The sequence below is a fragment of the Paraburkholderia rhynchosiae genome, from assembly GCF_002879865.1.
Classification (GTDB): domain Bacteria; phylum Pseudomonadota; class Gammaproteobacteria; order Burkholderiales; family Burkholderiaceae; genus Paraburkholderia; species Paraburkholderia rhynchosiae.
On sequence record NZ_PNXY01000009.1, the window covers coordinates 206708 to 225211 of the forward strand.

Below are 18504 nucleotides of genomic sequence, written 5' to 3' on the forward strand. Positions count from 1 at the left end.
GAAAATGAACTTCACTGTCTACTGTCTTGACCACCCGAATATGGTCGAGCGCCGTCTTGAAAACTATGACGCACACAAGGCCTATCTGCAAACTGCACCTGTGAAGACGCTTATCTCCGGGCCGCTGACGAAGGCAGATGGTCAGACGATGATTGGCAGCTTCTTTCTCTACGAAGCCGATGGCATCGAAGAAATTAAGAGTTTCGTAGAAGCTGACCCGTTCAACAAAGCCGGAATTTGGGACACGGTCGACATCAGGCCTTTCATTAAGCGGGTCGACAACCGCTGAACTGTCGTTTCACAGCGTCGTTTATTTTCTACCTCGCAACCGCGAGGTGCGGGTCGCGCTTGTTCTCGAAAAACAGACGACATTGAACGCTCGCAAAATACAGAACATCGAACGGAGACATCATGGAGACAGGCCTGGAAGGGAAGATTGTGCTCATCACGGGCGGGGCACAAGGAATCGGACGCGCAACAGCATTAGGTTTCGCACGTGAGGGCGCACGTCTTTGCGTCATCGACATCGACGCGAATGCGCTCGAGGAAACCAAGTCGGAATTGCGCTCGCTCGGCACGAACGTCACGATTGCTCAGGCAGATTTGTCCACGGCCGATGGCGTGAAAAGCGGCATCGACGCGGCCCTCAAGTCACACAACGGGCAGGTGGACATTCTCGTGAACAACGTGGGCGCGGGAAAGGTCCGCACGTTCGAAGAACTCTCGGACGAGGAATGGGATTTCACGATGAATCTCAACTTCATGAGCTACGTCCGGACGTGTCGATACCTGCTGCCTGTGCTGCGCGCTCGCGAGAAGTCGGTGATTATCAACAACGCGTCTGACCTGGCGCGCCAGCCTGAGCCTGTTCCGATTGACTATTCCGCGTCCAAGGCTGCTGTCCTCGCGTTGACAAAGGGGCTGGCCCGAGCGGAAGCGCCCAAGATTCGCGTGAACGCGGTCGCGCCGGGTCCAGTGTGGACGCCGTTCTGGACGAAGGACGGGGGATTCGCCGACACGATGGGCAAATTTCACGGCATGGCTCCGAAAGATGCCGTCGAGCACGAACTGTCTCTGCGCCAGTTGCCGCTGAAGCGGTTGGGCCAGCCGGACGAAGTGGCCAACGTGATTGTTTTCATGGCTTCCGACCTCGCGTCGTTTGTCACGTCTGCCGTCTGGGGTGTCGACGGCGGCAGTATCCGCAGCCTGATTTGACGGCGACCGGACCGAGTTGCCGCTTCGTTTCCATGAGGGACGATAGCTCGGACCGATAGACCGCGTGGGGCGTCTTTTGGCGGTCGCATTGTTCTGGGGACCAGCGTATGTCTTCTTACGACCAAGTGATTGGAGCGCATGTATCGCAGAGGGAGCGCGCTTTTCTAGTCGAAGCACTCGACCTGTTGATGCGTGAGCGCTCAAACGCGCTTCGCATCGCGACGGACGTAGCGAAAGCGCGCGGAGAGCGGGTGCCGGAAGTCCAGGAGTTTGGTCTGGACGACATCTTGCGGCTCAGCCGACAGATTTCCGAGGTACCTTCTGCTGAACCAAGCGAGAGCAATGGGACGTCTCTCCACCTGAGACGCAAATAGTCAGTGTTGGCCGACGAAATCCGTATCGACGCTTACCGAATCAAGAGTGAATAGTCGGCTCGCCAAATGGCGCGCTGACGAGAAATAGGAGACTCATATGTTGCGTATCGCTGTTCTCGGTGCCGGGCGCATCGGAAAAATCCACGCGGCCAACGTTGCCGCTGACCGTCGGGTGAAACTCGTCGCCGTGGCGGACCCCAACAAGGAAGGTGTCGAAGCGCTCGCGGCAGAGCTGGCTTGCGACTCGTCAGTCGATTGCAAGTCGGTTGTCGACCGAGAAGATGTTGACGCAGTCATTGTAGGCACGCCGACGGACACACATATCGACCTGACGCTGCAGGCTGTCCGGTTGGGCAAGCCGGTACTCTGCGAGAAGCCCATCGACTTGGACATAAACCGCGCACTCGCCGCAGTCGAAGAAATCGAGCGTCTTAACGGGCGCGTGATGCTTGCCTTCAATCGACGCTTCGACCCGGACGCCATGCGGCTTAAGCAGGCTATCGAAGACGGTGAGGTCGGCGATGTTCGCCAGGTCGTCATCACGAGTCGCGACCCGGGCCTCGCGCCCCGCGAGTATCTACGGCACTCGGGCGGAATCTTCCGTGACATGACCATCCACGATTTCGATACTGCTCGCTGGTTGCTCGGCGAGGAGCCTGTAGAAGTGATGGCGATGGGAAGCCGGCTGGTCGACCCGGGTCTGGAAGAGCTTCCAGACTACGACAGCGTGATGGTGTTGTTGCGCACGGCGTCCGGCAAGCAATGTCATATCAACGGTTCGCGCCACGCGGTCTACGGCTTCGACCAACGTGTCGAAGTCTTCGGTTCGAAGGGAATGGTGCTGAATGACAACCATCGACCGTCCAGCCTGCGCCGGTGGACGAGCGAAAGGACGGAGGCGCGTGAGCCGCTGCTTAACTTCTTCCTTGAACGACATGCTGACTCGTACAAGGTCGAGCTGGACCGCTTCCTCACGGCGCTCGAAAACAGCGCACCGATGCCCGCGACGCCTCGGGACGGCATTCGCGCTCTGCGAATCGCGAACTGTGCCCTCGAGGCGGCAAACACGGGCTGCGCAGTCAAAATTTAATCGGGGCGTTCGTCCCGTTGACCTTTGCGCTTAAGGTTGACAATGCTCGTGGCCATGCCCTATATGTAGAACAAAAGTCTTCATCGGGGCATGACATGGCGCAGGTCGACACTTTCAGCGGAATCTTGATTTTCGTGACCGCCGCGAAGTCACGCAGCTTCACAGACGCGGCCGAAGAACTTGGGCTGACCAAGTCGGCCGTCGGGAAAGCAATCGCGAAACTGGAGGACCGCCTCGGCGCGCAACTGTTCCATCGCACCACGAGAAGCATCTCGCTCACGGCCGACGGCGATGCATATTTCGCAGCGTGCGCGTCCGCACTCGATGAAATCTCTACCGCGGAAACAGCTCTAGGCCCAGGCAACCAGCGACCCGTCGGTCGCTTGCGGATTGACATGCCTGCAGCCTTCGGTCGACGTATCCTTGTTCCGATATTGCTCGACATCGCTCGAAAGCACCCCGACCTGCAGTTCACGATGACCTTCTCGGACCATCTCATTGACCCGATTGAGGAAGGCGTTGACCTCGTTATTCGCTTTGGCGAACTTGAAAGCTCAAGTGGTCTGGTGGCCCGTCGCCTGACTAGCCAGCGCATGGTGATTGCGGCATCGCCCGACTATTTGGCGCAGCGCGGCACCCCGACCCGGCTTGAAGACCTGAAAAATCATTCATGCATTCTCGGCTATCGCCGTGGCCAGCCGCTTTCATGGCGAGTCAATGTCAATGGTGAACCCCACCGGATTTCGCCGCCTGCGACCTACCAGATTAGCGACGGTGACTCGATAGTTGAGGCCGCTCTGGCGGGGCTAGGACTTTGCCAGATGCCTATGTCACTCCTACGACCCCATCTGGAGTCGGGAGCACTACTGTCAGCTCTCGAAGATATTTCGAGTGACTTCATAGATGTGCACGCCGTCTGGCCGAAGGTGGCTCACCTTCGACCCAAGGTACGTCATGTGGTCGACACTTTTATAGAACTGGCCGAACAGGGCAAGCTGGATTGAACCTGCCGGTTTGCTAACCGCGAGAGAGCCTCGAAGCTATGAAACAGCTCCTCTCTTGTCACCGAAGGCAAACGCCTACGACGAGGTGAAGCATGTTCGTAACTTCGCCGAAGCTCACGGGGTTTCGGAAAGAGGAACACGAACCATGGCGCGAGCCGCATTGCTACGGTCCTTTTCTCGAAACTGTGCAGAGCGCAACCAAGGAGTGCGTTGAAGCACTGGCGACTTCCTGTCGCATGGCCGCGAATGTGGAATGTACGGGCGGCCGACTTCAATGGGGGAGGTAACTCGCGCGCTAATCCTTCGTCCTGGTTGCCCAATCTCCGCGTTTTGAAGTGAACAGCGATTGAAGCAATCGCACGAGAGATTTGGCAGGAGCGCTATCAATTGCAAGTAGCAAGAGACGCATCGCGCAAAGATAGCGAGTTACACAGATTAACGATTATAAGATTACCGGAGCGCTCGACCGCGAAAACGCCTTGCCTGCAGCGCAGTTTTCAGATGTGGATACCCATTTTCTGTGTGTGAAGTACAAGTAAAACGTGGGTGGAGGACAAGTTGCGCGTGGGTGGGGGACAAGTAAAACGTGGGTGGAGGACAAGTCCCGTCGATGAACTTCGACAGAACAGTTGCGTCACGGGAACGATGCCTGCCGAACGCAGCATCTGCAGCTTTGTACATTCTTGCATCAGGCCGTGGCCGGACATGCCGCAGTTTCAGCGTCCTCACGTACGAGTTGATTGGTCGAACGCCGTGCTCTGAAACACACGAAGCCGAACGGGAATCAAAGCCAGTAGATGCGTTGCACGCGGCACGCAACCTGATTTCGTTGCACAACGGCATGACCGTGCGCTGCAATGGGGAAGAGTGGCCGCTCGATTTCGGTCAGGAACTGAAGGTAATCGATGCTACCTTGAAGATGGCTGGCATCGACAACGGCGCCTCAAGCTGTAGTACTTGTCGAGCGGCCCGAACTCAGGCAATCATGGATGCGAGCGGTACACAGAACCGCCAGAGGTCGACTAATGCAAACCGAGAAGTATCATGGATATACACTGTGGGGCCATGCCATTCTGCAGCAAGAAGACATCATGCGACCGGAGCGCTTCGCCGGCAGCGGCACAATCATGCGCGACTCGAAGGTTGTAGTAGCGTCTGGAGTGCTCGGCGCGTTCGATACTGATGAAGAGGCAGAATCAGCAGGCCTTTCGTGGTGTCGCGCGTGGGTCGATGGCCACGGCTAGTGGGAACCGCGGCAAATAAATCGACTGCGGCATCGCGCTGCGGAATTCCGTTGACGAATCCATTTTCTGGTGACCGTCGACGCGCCTGCAGTTGCACGGACCTTTGCGCTGCTCATCAATTGGTCCTGCGCTCTCAGTCAAACCACGAGTGGCACGCAGCAGTATGTTAAGGGGCCGCCACTTCAGAAACAGGGTTCCAAGCTTCGCGCCGACGGCAACCCTGCTACATGAGCATGTCCAACGACCTCGAATACCTCCCGATTCCTTTTTCAAAGGACAACTACGCCTGGGTAATTGCAGACGGTATTTCCGCCGTCGTTGTCGACCCTGGCGTCGCGGAGCCAGTGGTCGCCTACATTCATTCGCGCAAGCTCATCGTCACCGCAATTCTGCTGACACACCATCACGGCGACCACGTCGGCGGCGTTGAAGAATTGCTTCGTTTCTGCGGCAAGAAAGAGACGCCAGTATTTGGACCTGCGCGCGAACGCATCGCATCTGTCACCTGCAAGGTTGGCGACGGGTTCGAAGTCACGCTTCAAGAGCCGGCATTCTCGGCGAAGGTCATCGCGACTCCGGGACACACGAACGGGCACGTCACTTACTATCAGCAAGGGGTCGCTGGCCTTCCGGGCCATCTATTTTCTGGCGACACGCTGTTTGCAAGTGGATGCGGGCGCTTGTTGGAGGGCACTGCCGCGGAGATGCTCGGGTCTCTGGATACGTTGGCGTCGTTGCCGCCAGCAACGCTAGTGCATTGCGCTCACGAATATACGCTTTCCAATCTGGAGTTTGCGCGGGTCTGCGAGCCAGGAAACAAACATGTACAAGGCTGGCAGGACGTGGCTGTCAAATTGCGGGAGCGCGGCCGTCCAACGCTACCGACAACAATTGCGCATGAACTATCGGTAAATCCTTTTCTAAGGGTCCATGAGCCTGCGATTCACGATGTGCTCGTTGAACGGTTTAACGTCCCCGTGCCTCACCGCCTTGCTGCCTTCATACTCCTACGCGCATGGAAAGACCTCTTTCAAGGCGAGTTTCGGGAACTGACGGAAAAGTGGGTTGAACTAGCTGGAGCTGGAAAACCCACAATATCCGCGCAAATAGGGCCATAAGGGTACGTCCTCTTGTTGAAAGCCACCTTGCGCGGTAGTGTAAATAGTCCAAAAGTGTGTCCTAACCCAGACAGGCGAGACACCAAGCAGGAGACAAGCGGTGCTGAAACCTTCGACAGACTGGAAAAGCAGCGAAGTGGCCGGCGACGATAGAACGGACGCCTGGCAAGAAATCCTAAGCGGGAGCTATCGTGAGTGGCAGGTCCCACAGCGCCTCCCCGCGACCTTCTATGCTCACCTGAGACGGCACGATTTCGCCGGCGCTGAAATCGTCGACACGACGTGCGACCCTTGTGTCGGGCGGCGCACACGCAGTCACGTTCGGCGTGACGACGACCTTTTCATTGGCGTTCAGCTGACCACCAGCGGGCGTGAACGCTTCAAGATTGGAGACAGCGGCGTGGAAGTGTCGTCAGGCGATTTGGTCGTCTGGACAAGCGAGCAGGAAGTTCAGTTTGAAGTGATGGAGCGCCTACACAAGGTAACCCTCATGATTCCATGGTCGCTCATGCGGGAGCGGCTTCCCGAGCGTAAGCAGCCGCCTTCCGGTGGCAGGATTGAAAGCAGAACCGGCGTCGGGTCGCTGTTGGCCGTCCATCTGCTCGCGTTATCTAACGAAATATCGACGCTGGACCCTACAGTCCAAGGGTCGGTCAGCCGGTCTACGCTCGAGTTGTTGGGGATTGCATTGTCCGGTCAGCAACACGCGGCCACGTTCGATGCCAGCGCGGCGATGTTCCGGAAGGTCCAGGATTTTATACTTCTGCACCTCCACGAAGACGACCTGACGCCGGCCCGCATTGCGGAAGCAAGCGGCATCTCCTTGCGCTACCTGCATATGCTTTTTCAGCGCAGTGACATGACAGTCTCGGAGTACATCCTGCACAGCCGGTTGCAGGCCTGCAGACGAGCATTGGCGGACCCGGCGTATCAACGCTTCCAGATTGGTGAGATTGCTTATCGGTGGGGCTTTAATTCGACCAGCCACTTTTGCCGCGCATTCAAGGAAAAATTTGGCGAATCGCCAAGCGATGCCCGACGCGCGGCAGTATCAGCATAATCAGGGCGACTCGCGTAGCGGCCAACCAGCAGTTCCTTCTAGCCTAAACCTGCAGACAACGCCTCGCCCCTCAACGGCGGGGCGTTTTGCTTGGCACCCTCTCAATGTTTCGCGGCGGCTTTGCGCCAACCCAGTTCGGCATACGCTGCTAGGCAACTGCGATTGCACGCTTGTTCAAATCGGGATGCGCCACGTAAGGTACTTTGACGATATGTTGCCTTCGCGCAATGCCGAATGAGCACAGCCTACTTATTTTTCGGGCTGTTCGACCGCTGTTCACTGCCATCACTTGCGAGCAATGATGTCAGTATCCTATCGACTGAAATCCAACATGCAACCGATAACTCACCTCGTGGACGATTCGGCCGCGTCGTCGAATTTGCACGTTCACGGCGACCGTGAACTCATCCGCACCCTCGAACAGGTCGTGGGCAGGCATCACGTCCTGACCGGATACCGAGCGACGAAACGCTATCGGACCGGAATGCGGTTTGGGGAAGGTAAAGCCCTTGCTGTTGTGCGTCCCGGCTCGCTTGTTGAGCAGTGGAGAGTGCTGAAGGCCTGCGTACAAGCGTGCGCCATCGTAATTCCTCAAGCATCGAACACGGGGCTCACCGGAGGCTCTACACCCGATGGAAGTTCCTACGACCGGCCAGTTGTGATTGTCAGCACAAAGCGGATTCGAGGCATCCATTTGATTGACGGCGGAGACCAGGCGGTCTGTCTTCCCGGCTCGACGCTTAACGAACTGGAGCAGCGCCTCCGACCACTTGGTCGCGAACCCCACTCGGTCATTGGTTCTTCATGCATCGGCGCTTCGATTTTCGGCGGCGTCTGCAACAACTCAGGTGGCGCGTTGGTGCATCGCGGACCGGCATATACCGAGCTGTCTGTCTTTGCATCGGTCAGTCAGACGGGACAACTCTCGCTCCATAACAAACTGGGCATCGACCTTGGCAACGAGCCCGAAGAAATCCTGCGGCGCTTAGAAGAAGCAAACTTTCCAGAAGACACCATTCATCGTGACGCCGGCGCGGCGTCCGATGGCGAGTATGCGCGCCACGTTCGTGATGTTGATGCGACCACTCCCGCCAGATACAACGCAGACCCAAGACGACTTCACGATGCGTCTGGTTCAGCCGGCAAGGTGATGGTATTCGGACTGCGACTCGACACGTTTCCCGCTGAAGCTGGAGCGAAAGTCTTCTACATTGGGACATCGGACGCGGCCGTGCTGGAGAAGCTGAGAAGGGATTTGCTCCGCAACCTGGTCGACCTGCCCATCGCCGGTGAATACCTGCACCGGGACGCGTTCGATGTGTCCGAAAAATACGGGAAGGACATGTTCCTTCTTATCAAGAGGTTCGGAACCGACCGGCTACCGATGTTCTTCGCGGCAAAGTCATGGCTCGATGGATTATCGTCGCGCAGCAGATTGATTCCACGACATCTCCCGGACCGTTTCCTGCAATTGGTCAGTAAATGCCTGCCTGGGCATCTTCCACCGCGGTTGGTCGAGTACCGAAATCGATATGAACATCATCTCATGCTGAAGGTCAAAGCGTGTAGCGTTCAGGAAACACGTGCATTAATCGAGCGCCAGTTAGACGGAACCCGCGACAGCTATTTTTTATGCTCCGAGGAGGAAGCGAAAGACGCTTTCCTAAACCGGTTTGTGACCGCGGGGGCAGCAATCAGGTATCGAACGCTGCACACGGACACAGTCGAAGACATTGTTGCGCTGGACCTAGCTCTGCGCCGGAACGAGCTGGAGTGGCTGGAAAAGCTGCCCGATGAACTCGACCGCGCCTTCACGATGAAGCTTTACTATGGTCACTTCCTTTGTCATGTGATGCATCAGGACTACATGGTACGAAAAGGCGGCGACTGCTTAGCGCTCGAGCATGAGTTGCTGGCGCTGCAGGACTCGAGAGGCGCCGAATATCCAGCGGAACACAACGTCGGTCATCTGTACGCGGCGAAGCACGCACTGCAAGCGTTCTATAGGCAACTCGACCCGTGCAACTGCTTCAATCCTGGAATCGGCAAAACGTCGAGAAACTGGATGTATCGCGACGACGAAGAGAACCAGTGAGAAAACTTGCGGGTGAGTCTGGCGGTCGGGTCCAGCTTGACCGTCCTCTTGGTTGCCACCCAGTGACTTGAAGTCGACCGACTTCTCGCGGCCGCAACAACAGCGTCATTTTGACCTTGCAACGCGCAAAAAAGCCCGCCTTGCTGGGCGGGCTTGAATCCATGCCTGGAAACACGGAGGAGACAACCATAATTTGGTTTGCGTCGGGGCAATCGTTAAGGGGAGCCCTCGCTAGGCGCCCAGGCAGCTACATAGACGTCGCTCAGACGTAGTGCCCGGCGCTTTCGAGCACTTCAATCTTGTAGCCGTCAGGGTCCCGAATGAAAAAGAAACGAGCGAGCATTTCATCGTCACGCTTGAATTCTTTGATTGCCATCGGATTGATGCCGAGGTTGGACAAGCGAGCGTGCTCTTCTTCTAGATTCGGTACCGCAACTGCTATGTGACCGTAGCCGTCGCCATGCGTGTAAGCCGGTTCCCGGCCCTTGTTCCAGGTCAGTTCTATTTCGACGTCGTTTTCGCCGTTCTTCAAATAGACCAGCGAGAAGTCAGGGAAGTCCAGTCGATGACTGGGCGTTAACTCCAACGCGTCCTCGTAAAACTTCAGGGATTTCTCGAGGTCGTGAACTCGAATCATTGAATGAATAATCTTGGGCAATTTCACACCTCTACGTCTAAATGCAAAGCGGCGGCCCGAAAACTCCGGGCCGCCAGCAACTAGGAACTAAACTGAGAACCGACAGAGCGTCTCGCCACCATCGATTCGGATGAGGTCGCCATGGATGTAGCTCGACTCGTCCGACGCGAGGAAGATGGCCAGATTGGCGATGTCTTCGACTTCACCCCAACGCTTCAACGGAATAACGTCAGTGAACGCCTTGTCGAAGTCCTTGTCGTCGAAGAGGGCGCGCGTCAACGACGTCTTAGCATAGGTCGGGCAGATGCCGTTGACGCGAATTTTTTCGTGACCATATTCAATGGCTAGACAACGCGTCAGATTGGCTGCTGCTCCTTTCGAAATGTTATAGACCGACTGCTTCGGGTGACCTTGCAGGCCGGCCGTCGAGACGATGTTGACGATGTTGCCGCCGCGCCCCTGCTTCAGGAATTGCTTGATGGCTTCCTGGCAACCGAACCACGTACCGCGCACATTGACGTCGAAACATGCGTCAAGGTCTTCGATACCAAATTCGTGAGCGAGCTTGCCCGCACGGTAGATACCGGCATTGTTAACGATGACGTCGAGTCCGCCGTACACACGGACCGTTTCCTGAATGAGGTTGGCAACTTCGCTCTGCTTTGTGACATTGCACGACACGTAGGTCGCTTCGCCGCCGGCTTCTCTGATGGCCGCGACGGTGGTGAGCTTCGCGTCACCTTCGAAGCCACCTTGATTCGGCTCTTCGTGAATGTCGCTCACGACGACTTTCGCCCCCTCCGCTGCATACGACATGGCGATGCCACGACCGAACCCCGAGCTCGCACCAGTAACGATGGCGACTCTGCCTTTCAGCCTGTCCATTTGATGCTCTCCTTTGAGTAGGTGAAGCCGACACTTCCGCGGACTACTTACCGGGCAGTGAAGGCACCGTCAACGGTGAGCATGGACCCAGTCATCCACTCCGCATCATCGGACGCAAGGAATACGGCGGCCTTGGCGACATCTTCCGCCGCGCCGACTCGCGGCCATGGCGTAAGGTCGTGCAGCAGCTTGTTGGTGTCATCGTTCTCAAGGAACGAGCGCACCATGGCCGTTGCGAGAAAGCCCGGACAAATCGCGTTGACGTTGATGCGCTCCGGAGCGAAATCCAGGGCAAGTTCACGCGTGAGATTGACCACGGCGCCCTTCGACGCACAGTAAGCCGGTTCGAGCGCGAGGCCGACCAGGCCGCCGATTGATGCGATGTTCACGATGCGGCCGCGGAGTTGCGCGCCGCTCGAAGTGGTAATCGGCTCCTGCTTCATAAACTGCGTGATAGCGTACTTGCAGCCAAGCCAGACGCCCTTTGCATTCACATTCATCGTGAAGTCGTACTGCTCTTCGGTTTCATCAATGATGTTGTGCAGCCCCGTAAAGACACCGGCATTGTTCACGATGATGTCGATTCGGCCGAACGTACTGACCGCATGGTCGATAACATTCTGGACATCGGCGGCCTTGCTGGCATCAGCGGAAAAGAAGGTGGCTTTGCCGCCTGCTTTCGTGATGACAACATCGGTGTCTAGCTCGATGTCTTTTTCGTATCCGCCGGCCAGTGCGCTCTTTTTCAAGTCCGAACAAACCAGGCGTGCTCCCTCGTTTGCGAGCGCGATAGCAATCGCGCGACCATTACCAGAGCTGGAGCCCGTAACGACTGCAACGCGACCTTCAAGTTTTCGTGCCATGACTGTCTCCATCAATATAAGAACTTGGTCGCCAGAATCCTCTAGCGATTGCTTGTGAGAATTGACCTGTGATGAGTGATTACGCTGAGAATGCCGTGAACGTCTGGACGACAATCTTTCGGTCCTTCACCAGAAGCGTGTCGGTGGCCATCGAGACGAAAGGTTTGGCCTCCCAAGCCAGATAACCGATTTCACCTTCTGTGCTCTTGCTTGTCACCTTGAACGCTTCCCAGAACGCGGGCTTTGCGCCGTCGAGAAATGCCTTGAAGAATCCGCGAATCTCGTCCTGTCCGCGAAAGGTCTTGTCCGGCGTGACGATGACGGATTTTTCGTCATAGTCCTTCATCAGTTCGTCAAGACCCTTTGCAAATGCGCCGAGATGATGGTCGAAGACTTCATTGGTGGCATCTGCCAGAACCGCTGCTGCTGTCATGTTGTGACCCCTTCGCTTAGTAGACGCGACCGCTGCCAAGGATGTAAGCGGTCCGCTGCATTTGCACGTTCAGGCGGCGTAAGCGCGCTGGGCTTCGTCCCACGAGACGTTGACGATGGGCGAACCGTCTTCGTTAATGAAGGCGAGCGGCCCGAGGAACGTCATGTAAAACTCGGAGTCGACTGGGAAAAAGGTCTTGTCATGACGAGCATTCGCCGACTCATACCCGTATGCCGGCGCGACAACCGTGTCACCACCGTTTTCTTTGCCGCCACGCACATCCATGCGACCCTTGGTCAACAGGTATTCGCCGGGGCCGACGTGAAAGTGTGCGTTGAACGAGGAGCCTGCAGGGCACTCGAAGATGGCTGCCCAAGCGCCCATCTCTGGCGAGGCGTGAAGCATCTTCCAGCGGATGCCACCCTGCGACAACGCGTCGGGGAAGGCCTTCCACGGAATCTCGTTAATCTGAACTGCTTCTTCATGAACCTTCGGTTTGATTTCCATCTTCGTCTCCTGAAATCTGCCCGGCTCCAACTGTCGGGCTGGGTTTGTGGGTGATTCAAGAATATGCGGATGACACTGACGACGGTTGAATGGCAGCGCAGGGCGAATTGAACGAAAGTGCAGTCGAAGCGCTTTCTACTTCCGGGATGAAACGGTTCCCGCTCCCCGCGTAGCTCGTGTCCAGCTTCACGGTTTGCGTAAAGGTGTAAACCCGAACGAAGGTGGCGAAACTAGACGCTCAAAAAAAGCCAACGCGACCTTGGGCTCACGTTGGCTCAAAACGCTCTCGCGCTATTGACGATGTGTTCCGACTGCAGCCCTGCGAACATCGGTAGGACTACAGTGGTCAAGGGGCTTCGCTAACGTAGACAGCTACAGGACGGACCAGCCTCCGCTAATCAGAAGCGATATTGAACTGACGTATCTACTTTCGTCGGACGCGAGATAAACCGCGCCCATCGCGATTTCGTAGGGCGAGCCCAATTGTCCAAGCGGAATAAGCGCATTGAAGGTCGTTCGCGCCGTGTCTGTGTCTGCGTCCGCCATTTCGCCACGTCGCTCAACGCCCTTGAAAATGGAATCCATCATGGCGCCGTCACCGGTCTCGATTCGTCCAGGCATGATGGAGTTGCAGCGAATTTTGTAGGGTGCGCCGTGCGCCGCATCCGACCAACTGAGATGCCGTACCGCCGCTTTGCTGATTCCGTAGCCGACTTTGAAAGGTGTCGCGATGGCAGCCGCAATCGACGAGATATTGATAATGGAGCCGGCACCTGCGCGCTTCATCGCCGGAATCGCGGCGCGGCAGCCAAGCATGACAGACTCGACATTCACCAATTGCAGCCGCCTGAAGTCTTCCATCTGCGTCGTTTCAGGATTCACGTTGCCGCTGGAATCCAAATTTTCCGGGTTGTTCACCAGCACATCGAGCCGGCCGTGCTGCTTCTCAATTCCATCAATCACATCAGCCCACTGCGCCTCGTTTGTAACGTCCTGCAGCACGGCCTGGCACCCAATCTCCTGCTCAGACGCATCTAGCAATCGTTTGTTGATGTCCGAAATTACGACAATCGCGCCCTCGTCCTTGAAAGCCTGTGCGGTCGCACGGCCGATGGCTCCCCCAGCACCGGTAATGAGGCAAACCTTATTCGCTAATCTGTTCATGCACCTCTCCTGTAAGCACCCAGGTACAGTGAGCGATTGCCGCAAATCAGTCCGCGCTTGCGAGACTGGCTTCGTTTCCTTCCCATGTTCCTGCCGACTTTTGCCCTGCCCACAGATACGGTCGACTAGAACCAAGCCCGAAAACCAGACACAGACCGATTGACCAGTTCACCCCCATGTAGGCGAAGCTCAGTGCCTCGTTCATGCTCGAAAACACCGGTCCCACCATCCGCGAGAGGACCACCGCAATCACGGCACCCAGAGCGATGTAAAAGACACAGCCGAGCAGGCCACCCCACGGCATCGCGATATATCGGAAGGGCCAGTTTTGGGTCAGTACCGGAAGCCCGAAGTTGATGGAGCAACCGACCATGAAGAACAGCAGCCAGACGTTGTCACTGGTGTAAGTGCCTGACGCCCAGAAGCGCGAGATTGGCGAGGCGCTGAATTCCCATACGCCGAGGATGTGCGAAACGCAGGTGCATGCAAGGATGACCAGCCAGAGCAGGCACATCTGTGCAACCGATTTTCCTGGCTGCTTCATGTCCCGCGTGAGATAAGGGAGGAGCCCTGTCGATACACCGATTTGAAGAAACGGGAACCACCATGCCGGCACCCAGCGGATGGAAGACGACGTTACAGCGTATGTAAGACCAGCGATAAGTATGAGGAGAACGCCAAACTTCCGGCGTGGCGGCATTCCCGCAACTATCCAGTTCTCACCAGTGAAGCTGAAGAACGCAAGGAAGAAGTAGATGGTCCCGATGATGGGAAACAGCCAGCCTGCGCCGAGACCGCCTACGTACACGGCCTTTGCTGTCAGCCACCCCAATATCCAACCGGTTGCAATGACAGCAATTCCTCGCGTCATTCCGGAGCGTATGCCAGCGAAAGGCCAAAAGTCGCTGACTGCGATGAGAATAATCCACCATAGTGCGAACAGCTGCCAGGCTATGTTATCAAGCCAGAAGAACTGCTCAATCTGCGGACCGACCCACGGTCCAATAGGAGCTGTGCGTACAATCCAGTTGACTACAATCGCAGAAAGAATCGTTACCCCATAAACCAGAACGATGTCACGTAATACACGGGGTAGGACCGGTGCTCTCGGTGTCGCGTTGACGCTTGCCATGATGTCTCCTCCTTGTTGAACAAGTTTCGGCGCCCGAGTTTTGAATTTAATATTTTGGGACGCGCGGACTCCCGCAACTGTGCAGCGTCGCGCTACAACTATCGGTAGCGGGACCGCACACAGTTACGTTGAGTCGTCTCCAAGACTGACAAATTGGCGGTGACTTAGTCGTCGCCGCCTTTGATGTTGGGGCGATGATAGACCCTGACCTGCGCGATGCTATTGCCTCACAGCGCAGCGTGCGTTGAACTCAAGTGCAGGTGCATTGCACAATCGGAAGGAAGGTGGAAGTCTCGCAACGGCTCGGAGCGCTTTCCGAAACATACGCGGACGCCAGCCGAGAGTCGCGGCAGCGCTCAGCAATCTTGAGATGCCCCTAGGCCTCGCAAACTGCATGTCACTAGCATTTGGGCAAGCTGTTGCTTTGATGGCCTATGGGCTACGCCCGCAAATGCCACTCGCCTACGCGGTAAATCCTGTTCTGAGTAACAATGTCGCGCTTGTAGCCGAGTTCCCCCACAAAGCCCAGCGACCGCAGAACTTCACGGATTCGCAAGAGCTCCCGTGTGTCTGTCCAGTCTCGCGTGTACACGCAAATAGCGTGACCATCACGCCCCTTGCTGCGCAGAGCCGTGGATACCTTGGCAGACAAGAGCTTATTGGCCTCCACGGCACCTTTAATTTTCGCCCATGCCTGGTCGACATCGGATGAAGCCGCGAAAACGCACACCACCTTGCCTGTGGTAGCCCCGAGAAAATGATGCCGCAGCTAGGGGGATTTCCTAGTCTGCCAGCTTCGACTGAAGTCTTCGAACGGCCTCTGTCCTTCCCGAGATAGTTGCTCGCCGATGGGCCGTTCAATTGGTGTGGTCATATGCTGTTCCGCCCATCGCCGAAATTCAGCCTCGCTATATACGCGTCCGGCTTTCGCATCTTGTAGGCCAGACAAGACGTCCGCGAGTACCAACTTTTTTCGCGCTGCCGACTCAGCTCGCGTCTTGGAAACCGTTGCGCCGTGAGAGATTTGACACGGAAACGCACCTTCATGAGCTTGGCCCGCGTTTGTCCGGCGTCCACTTTGACAGATATGCTGCCGGCACAACCAGAGTGAGCCACACTCCGTTATCCGAACGAGTGAAAGCATAGCCATCTGCATGCATCTGCGCGGCATCCACGACGAGTACCAATGGCGGACCGTGGCGAGTACCGACCCGCGTTGCCGTATCGGCGTCCGTGCTCAGATGAACTGCGTGCCGAGTTTGAGCCGTCAACCCTTCCACGGCGATATGCGTCCAGTTACTCCAGGCGGTGCCGTGATAGAGAACAGCTGGCGGTTCCTTTGCGGCATATCCAAGGTCCACGCCTATCGAGTGACCCTGTGCCGCGCGTATCCGCAGGCCATCCGGTGAGAGCGAAAAGCGCTGTTTGTCGTTTGTGGCCACGACCGCCAGGATGACATCTCGCGTGATTGCTGGCAAGGTCCTCAGTCGCTTCGACGCACCCGCCTTACGTGCGGTACGTTCTATTGCGCGTATCAGCTCATCGACAGATACCCAGCCCTGACGGTCGAGACGTATGCCAACCATCTCGGGCTCGTGGCGCAGAACTTTGGAAAGAAGTCTGCTAACTGCGACATAGTTTTCCGGTGACCGCGAATCGTTGTCCATGTTTATAGAGGTTACACGCCTGCAGGGCATCCAAGATGTACGGCGAAGCTAGCTCACAGCGGCCGCGGCATTGCGTTCGTTTCAATCCGGTCTCGGCCGCGTGGCGCGCAACTGCTCCAGCTCCTTGCTGAGTGCGTCTATTTGTGCTTGCATGCCGGCCGCTCGTTTCAATAGCTGTCCGACTGCATGCCAGTAGGCATATCCTAAGTCCCCGTCCTCTAGGCCCAATTCGTGAAGCTTGCGAAGCGCAATCTCAAGGTCAATATGGTTGTCCGAGTTCATCTCTTTTTCCGCTGATTTTGAGGCGTCGTGGTCGCGCTCTGTCGCAGGCTTGCGCCTGAACAAAATCCCTTCGTTCACGTATCTCCTTTTGATGCGCACCACGAACAGGCTGAGTACGAACCCGACTGCTGGCACGACCAGAAGTGCGGGGTTATTAAGCGCGAAGGTCAGGAGTTCTTTCATGGCGAGCAGACGTAAGAAACTGCGGTCTAGTGCCTACGTGAACAGCCGCGCGTATTGCTCTGCAAAGGTCGCGGCTTCCTCAACCACCGGCTCAACATTTTGGAGCCGATGCAGTAGCGGTAAGTTTCGGAGAACGAATTCCAGAATTTCTTCCACGGCCTCGAAAGGAGCTGTGCTCAGCGCTTCGTAAATTCTTCAGCGGCTTTCAGCACAGGCTTGACCTTTTTTATCGCGAGAAATTGGAGCGGCGTGGCGCCACCAAGAGCCTCTGTCGGAGTTGTGAAAAAATCCCATCTGCTCCAACCGGATGTATCGCCCAAGCTACGTAAGACCTTCGCGAAGTCGTTGTGATGAATCATGGGGGAGAGAAAAAATCCAGGGATGTACACCTCTCCTTCGAGCTCAACGCTAAAGACTTTCCCTGAAGCGAGAGATTTGCTCAGTTTCTTCTCTGTGACTCCTGCCGCTCCAATGTAGTCTTCCATACGTAGCAACTTTCCATGGTCCACGAGAGCGTGGCGCTCGGCATTTGCCGACTCACTCTGTATCGCATCCTCGTGTGTACGCAGTTTCGATTGCCGACGAATGCGCTTGCGTAAATTCTCGCCCTCTTGATGCAACGCGGGGAGGTCTAGGTTGAGTATCGTAGACACGCCGATGACTCTCCACAGCTGATTCTTAAACATACGCCCGAGCTCCTCATCGGGGAGCTCGAGAAGTGCGTTCCAGCCTATGGGGTCACATAGGAGGGCAGCGACAACTGCACGATGAATCGCATGGTCTATCAGTGCCAGCCGTGCTTCTTCAGGCGAAAGAGCTTCTCGTTTTTGACGAGAGTGCCGCAGTACTCCATTGGTTGCAATTGGATTCATGGCGGTAGGTGTTAGTCGGAGACCGGCGTCGTTCTTGTGATACTAGAAAACGTCGCACTTAGTGCTTTGAAATCTGAAGCTGCAGCTAGTGCTCGCTCCACTTCCTCGCCCATTAGAAGCCTCAGTGGCGTGAGCCCTCCTAGAGACTCTGATGGCGTCGTAAAGAATTTCCATTTGCCCCAACCGGTTGAGTCACCCAAGCGCCGTACGACCCTCGCGAAATCCTTAGGGCTAACTAAATTCGATAAGGCGAACGTTGGGTAATACTGCGTGAACTCGAATTCCACAGCAAACACTCTGCACGACGCAACTTCTTCGCTTAGCTTCTGCTCAGTGATGCCTGCGGCTTTGCAAAAGTCCTCAGCGGGAAGCAGCCTTCCTTGTAGAACAAGGGAGTACCGCTCTATGTTCGCCGCAGAGACATTGGTCAACCCCGGAAGTTCTGAAGCTCGGCGGTTGGTCAGCCGCCCTTGCTTCTCGTCTTCCTCACGAGTTGAACTTAAATCCAAGTTCGACAACGTAGCGGTGCCGATGACTTGGATGAGGTGTGCTTTGAAGAGGCGCCCGACTTCCGCATCGGATAGGAAAAGACTTGCTTCAGCGCCTGTTGGGTCCGACAGCATCGCCGCAACGGCTGCATTTCGCATGACTTGTCGCACATCAGTGCTCGTATTACTTC

Annotated in this window: 20 protein-coding genes; 8 read left to right on the plus strand and 12 right to left on the minus strand. The window is 56.4% G+C overall.

Features of this window, described 5'->3' with window-relative positions; genetic code table 11:
• The first annotated feature begins 4 nt into the window (after window positions 1-4).
• The 8 genes from C0Z16_RS15465 to dld all read left to right on the plus strand — a co-directional run bounded on the left by C0Z16_RS15465 (window position 5) and on the right by dld (window position 9200).
• Window positions 5-289 carry a YciI family protein gene (locus tag C0Z16_RS15465; RefSeq protein ID WP_086910357.1) on the plus strand — a complete coding sequence of 95 codons (285 nt, stop codon included), beginning with the start codon at window positions 5-7 and terminating at the stop codon, window positions 287-289.
• A gap of 122 nt (window positions 290-411) precedes the next feature.
• Entirely contained in the window at window positions 412-1215 is an 804-nt protein-coding gene (locus C0Z16_RS15470) for an SDR family NAD(P)-dependent oxidoreductase (protein ID WP_102632994.1), read from the plus strand.
• Between the two features lie 471 nt (window positions 1216-1686).
• Window positions 1687-2679: an inositol 2-dehydrogenase gene (gene iolG, locus C0Z16_RS15480; protein ID WP_102632995.1), complete on the plus strand. Its 993-nt coding sequence runs from the start codon at window positions 1687-1689 to the stop codon at window positions 2677-2679.
• 95 nt (window positions 2680-2774) lie between these two features.
• A complete protein-coding gene (locus tag C0Z16_RS15485) occupies window positions 2775-3683 on the plus strand; it encodes a LysR family transcriptional regulator (RefSeq protein WP_102632996.1) in 909 nt (302 codons plus the stop codon).
• A gap of 1025 nt (window positions 3684-4708) precedes the next feature.
• A complete protein-coding gene (locus C0Z16_RS15495; RefSeq protein ID WP_102632997.1) occupies window positions 4709-4927 on the plus strand; it encodes a hypothetical protein in 219 nt (72 codons plus the stop codon).
• Window positions 4928-5160: 233 nt separating this feature from the next.
• Window positions 5161-6045: a hydroxyacylglutathione hydrolase gene (gene gloB / locus C0Z16_RS15500; protein ID WP_102633038.1), complete on the plus strand. Its 885-nt coding sequence runs from the start codon at window positions 5161-5163 to the stop codon at window positions 6043-6045.
• Between the two features lie 100 nt (window positions 6046-6145).
• Window positions 6146-7105: a helix-turn-helix domain-containing protein gene (locus C0Z16_RS15505; protein ID WP_244201247.1), complete on the plus strand. Its 960-nt coding sequence runs from the start codon at window positions 6146-6148 to the stop codon at window positions 7103-7105.
• 331 nt (window positions 7106-7436) lie between these two features.
• Window positions 7437-9200, plus strand: a complete 1764-nt coding sequence (dld, locus tag C0Z16_RS15510) for a D-lactate dehydrogenase (protein ID WP_102632999.1) — start codon at window positions 7437-7439, stop codon at window positions 9198-9200.
• Between the two features lie 262 nt (window positions 9201-9462).
• On the opposite strand, the gene C0Z16_RS15515 is transcribed toward dld, so the two are convergent.
• The 12 genes from C0Z16_RS15515 to C0Z16_RS15570 all read right to left on the minus strand — a co-directional run bounded on the left by C0Z16_RS15515 (window position 9463) and on the right by C0Z16_RS15570 (window position 18472).
• Window positions 9463-9858 carry a VOC family protein gene (locus C0Z16_RS15515; RefSeq protein WP_102633039.1) on the minus strand — a complete coding sequence of 132 codons (396 nt, stop codon included), beginning with the start codon at window positions 9856-9858 and terminating at the stop codon, window positions 9463-9465.
• Window positions 9859-9924: 66 nt separating this feature from the next.
• The gene (locus C0Z16_RS15520) at window positions 9925-10722 is read right to left on the minus strand and encodes an SDR family NAD(P)-dependent oxidoreductase (RefSeq protein WP_102633000.1); all 798 of its coding nucleotides are present in this window, start codon (window positions 10720-10722) and stop codon (window positions 9925-9927) included.
• A gap of 47 nt (window positions 10723-10769) precedes the next feature.
• Window positions 10770-11597: an SDR family NAD(P)-dependent oxidoreductase gene (locus C0Z16_RS15525; protein ID WP_244201248.1), complete on the minus strand. Its 828-nt coding sequence runs from the start codon at window positions 11595-11597 to the stop codon at window positions 10770-10772.
• 67 nt (window positions 11598-11664) lie between these two features.
• On the minus strand, window positions 11665-12018 hold the full coding sequence (locus C0Z16_RS15530; protein WP_102633002.1) for a nuclear transport factor 2 family protein: 354 nt from the start codon (window positions 12016-12018) through the stop codon (window positions 11665-11667).
• Between the two features lie 69 nt (window positions 12019-12087).
• On the minus strand, window positions 12088-12525 hold the full coding sequence (locus tag C0Z16_RS15535) for a cupin domain-containing protein (protein ID WP_102633003.1): 438 nt from the start codon (window positions 12523-12525) through the stop codon (window positions 12088-12090).
• Window positions 12526-12897: 372 nt separating this feature from the next.
• Window positions 12898-13689 carry an SDR family NAD(P)-dependent oxidoreductase gene (locus C0Z16_RS15540; RefSeq protein ID WP_102633004.1) on the minus strand — a complete coding sequence of 264 codons (792 nt, stop codon included), beginning with the start codon at window positions 13687-13689 and terminating at the stop codon, window positions 12898-12900.
• Window positions 13690-13735: 46 nt separating this feature from the next.
• A complete protein-coding gene (locus tag C0Z16_RS15545) occupies window positions 13736-14821 on the minus strand; it encodes a hypothetical protein (protein ID WP_102633005.1) in 1086 nt (361 codons plus the stop codon).
• A 439-nt stretch (window positions 14822-15260) separates the two neighbouring features.
• Window positions 15261-15554 (minus strand): putative phosphothreonine lyase domain-containing protein, encoded by a 294-nt coding sequence (locus C0Z16_RS39550; RefSeq protein ID WP_407070673.1) that lies wholly within the window; start codon window positions 15552-15554, stop codon window positions 15261-15263.
• A 310-nt stretch (window positions 15555-15864) separates the two neighbouring features.
• Window positions 15865-16488 carry an RNA 2'-phosphotransferase gene (locus tag C0Z16_RS15555; protein ID WP_102633007.1) on the minus strand — a complete coding sequence of 208 codons (624 nt, stop codon included), beginning with the start codon at window positions 16486-16488 and terminating at the stop codon, window positions 15865-15867.
• Window positions 16489-16569: 81 nt separating this feature from the next.
• Window positions 16570-16953 carry a hypothetical protein gene (locus C0Z16_RS38720; protein WP_244201249.1) on the minus strand — a complete coding sequence of 128 codons (384 nt, stop codon included), beginning with the start codon at window positions 16951-16953 and terminating at the stop codon, window positions 16570-16572.
• Between the two features lie 176 nt (window positions 16954-17129).
• On the minus strand, window positions 17130-17825 hold the full coding sequence (locus C0Z16_RS15565) for a hypothetical protein (RefSeq protein WP_132376172.1): 696 nt from the start codon (window positions 17823-17825) through the stop codon (window positions 17130-17132).
• Window positions 17826-17836: 11 nt separating this feature from the next.
• Window positions 17837-18472 (minus strand): hypothetical protein, encoded by a 636-nt coding sequence (locus C0Z16_RS15570; RefSeq protein ID WP_102633009.1) that lies wholly within the window; start codon window positions 18470-18472, stop codon window positions 17837-17839.
• Between the last annotated feature and the right edge of the window lie 32 nt (window positions 18473-18504).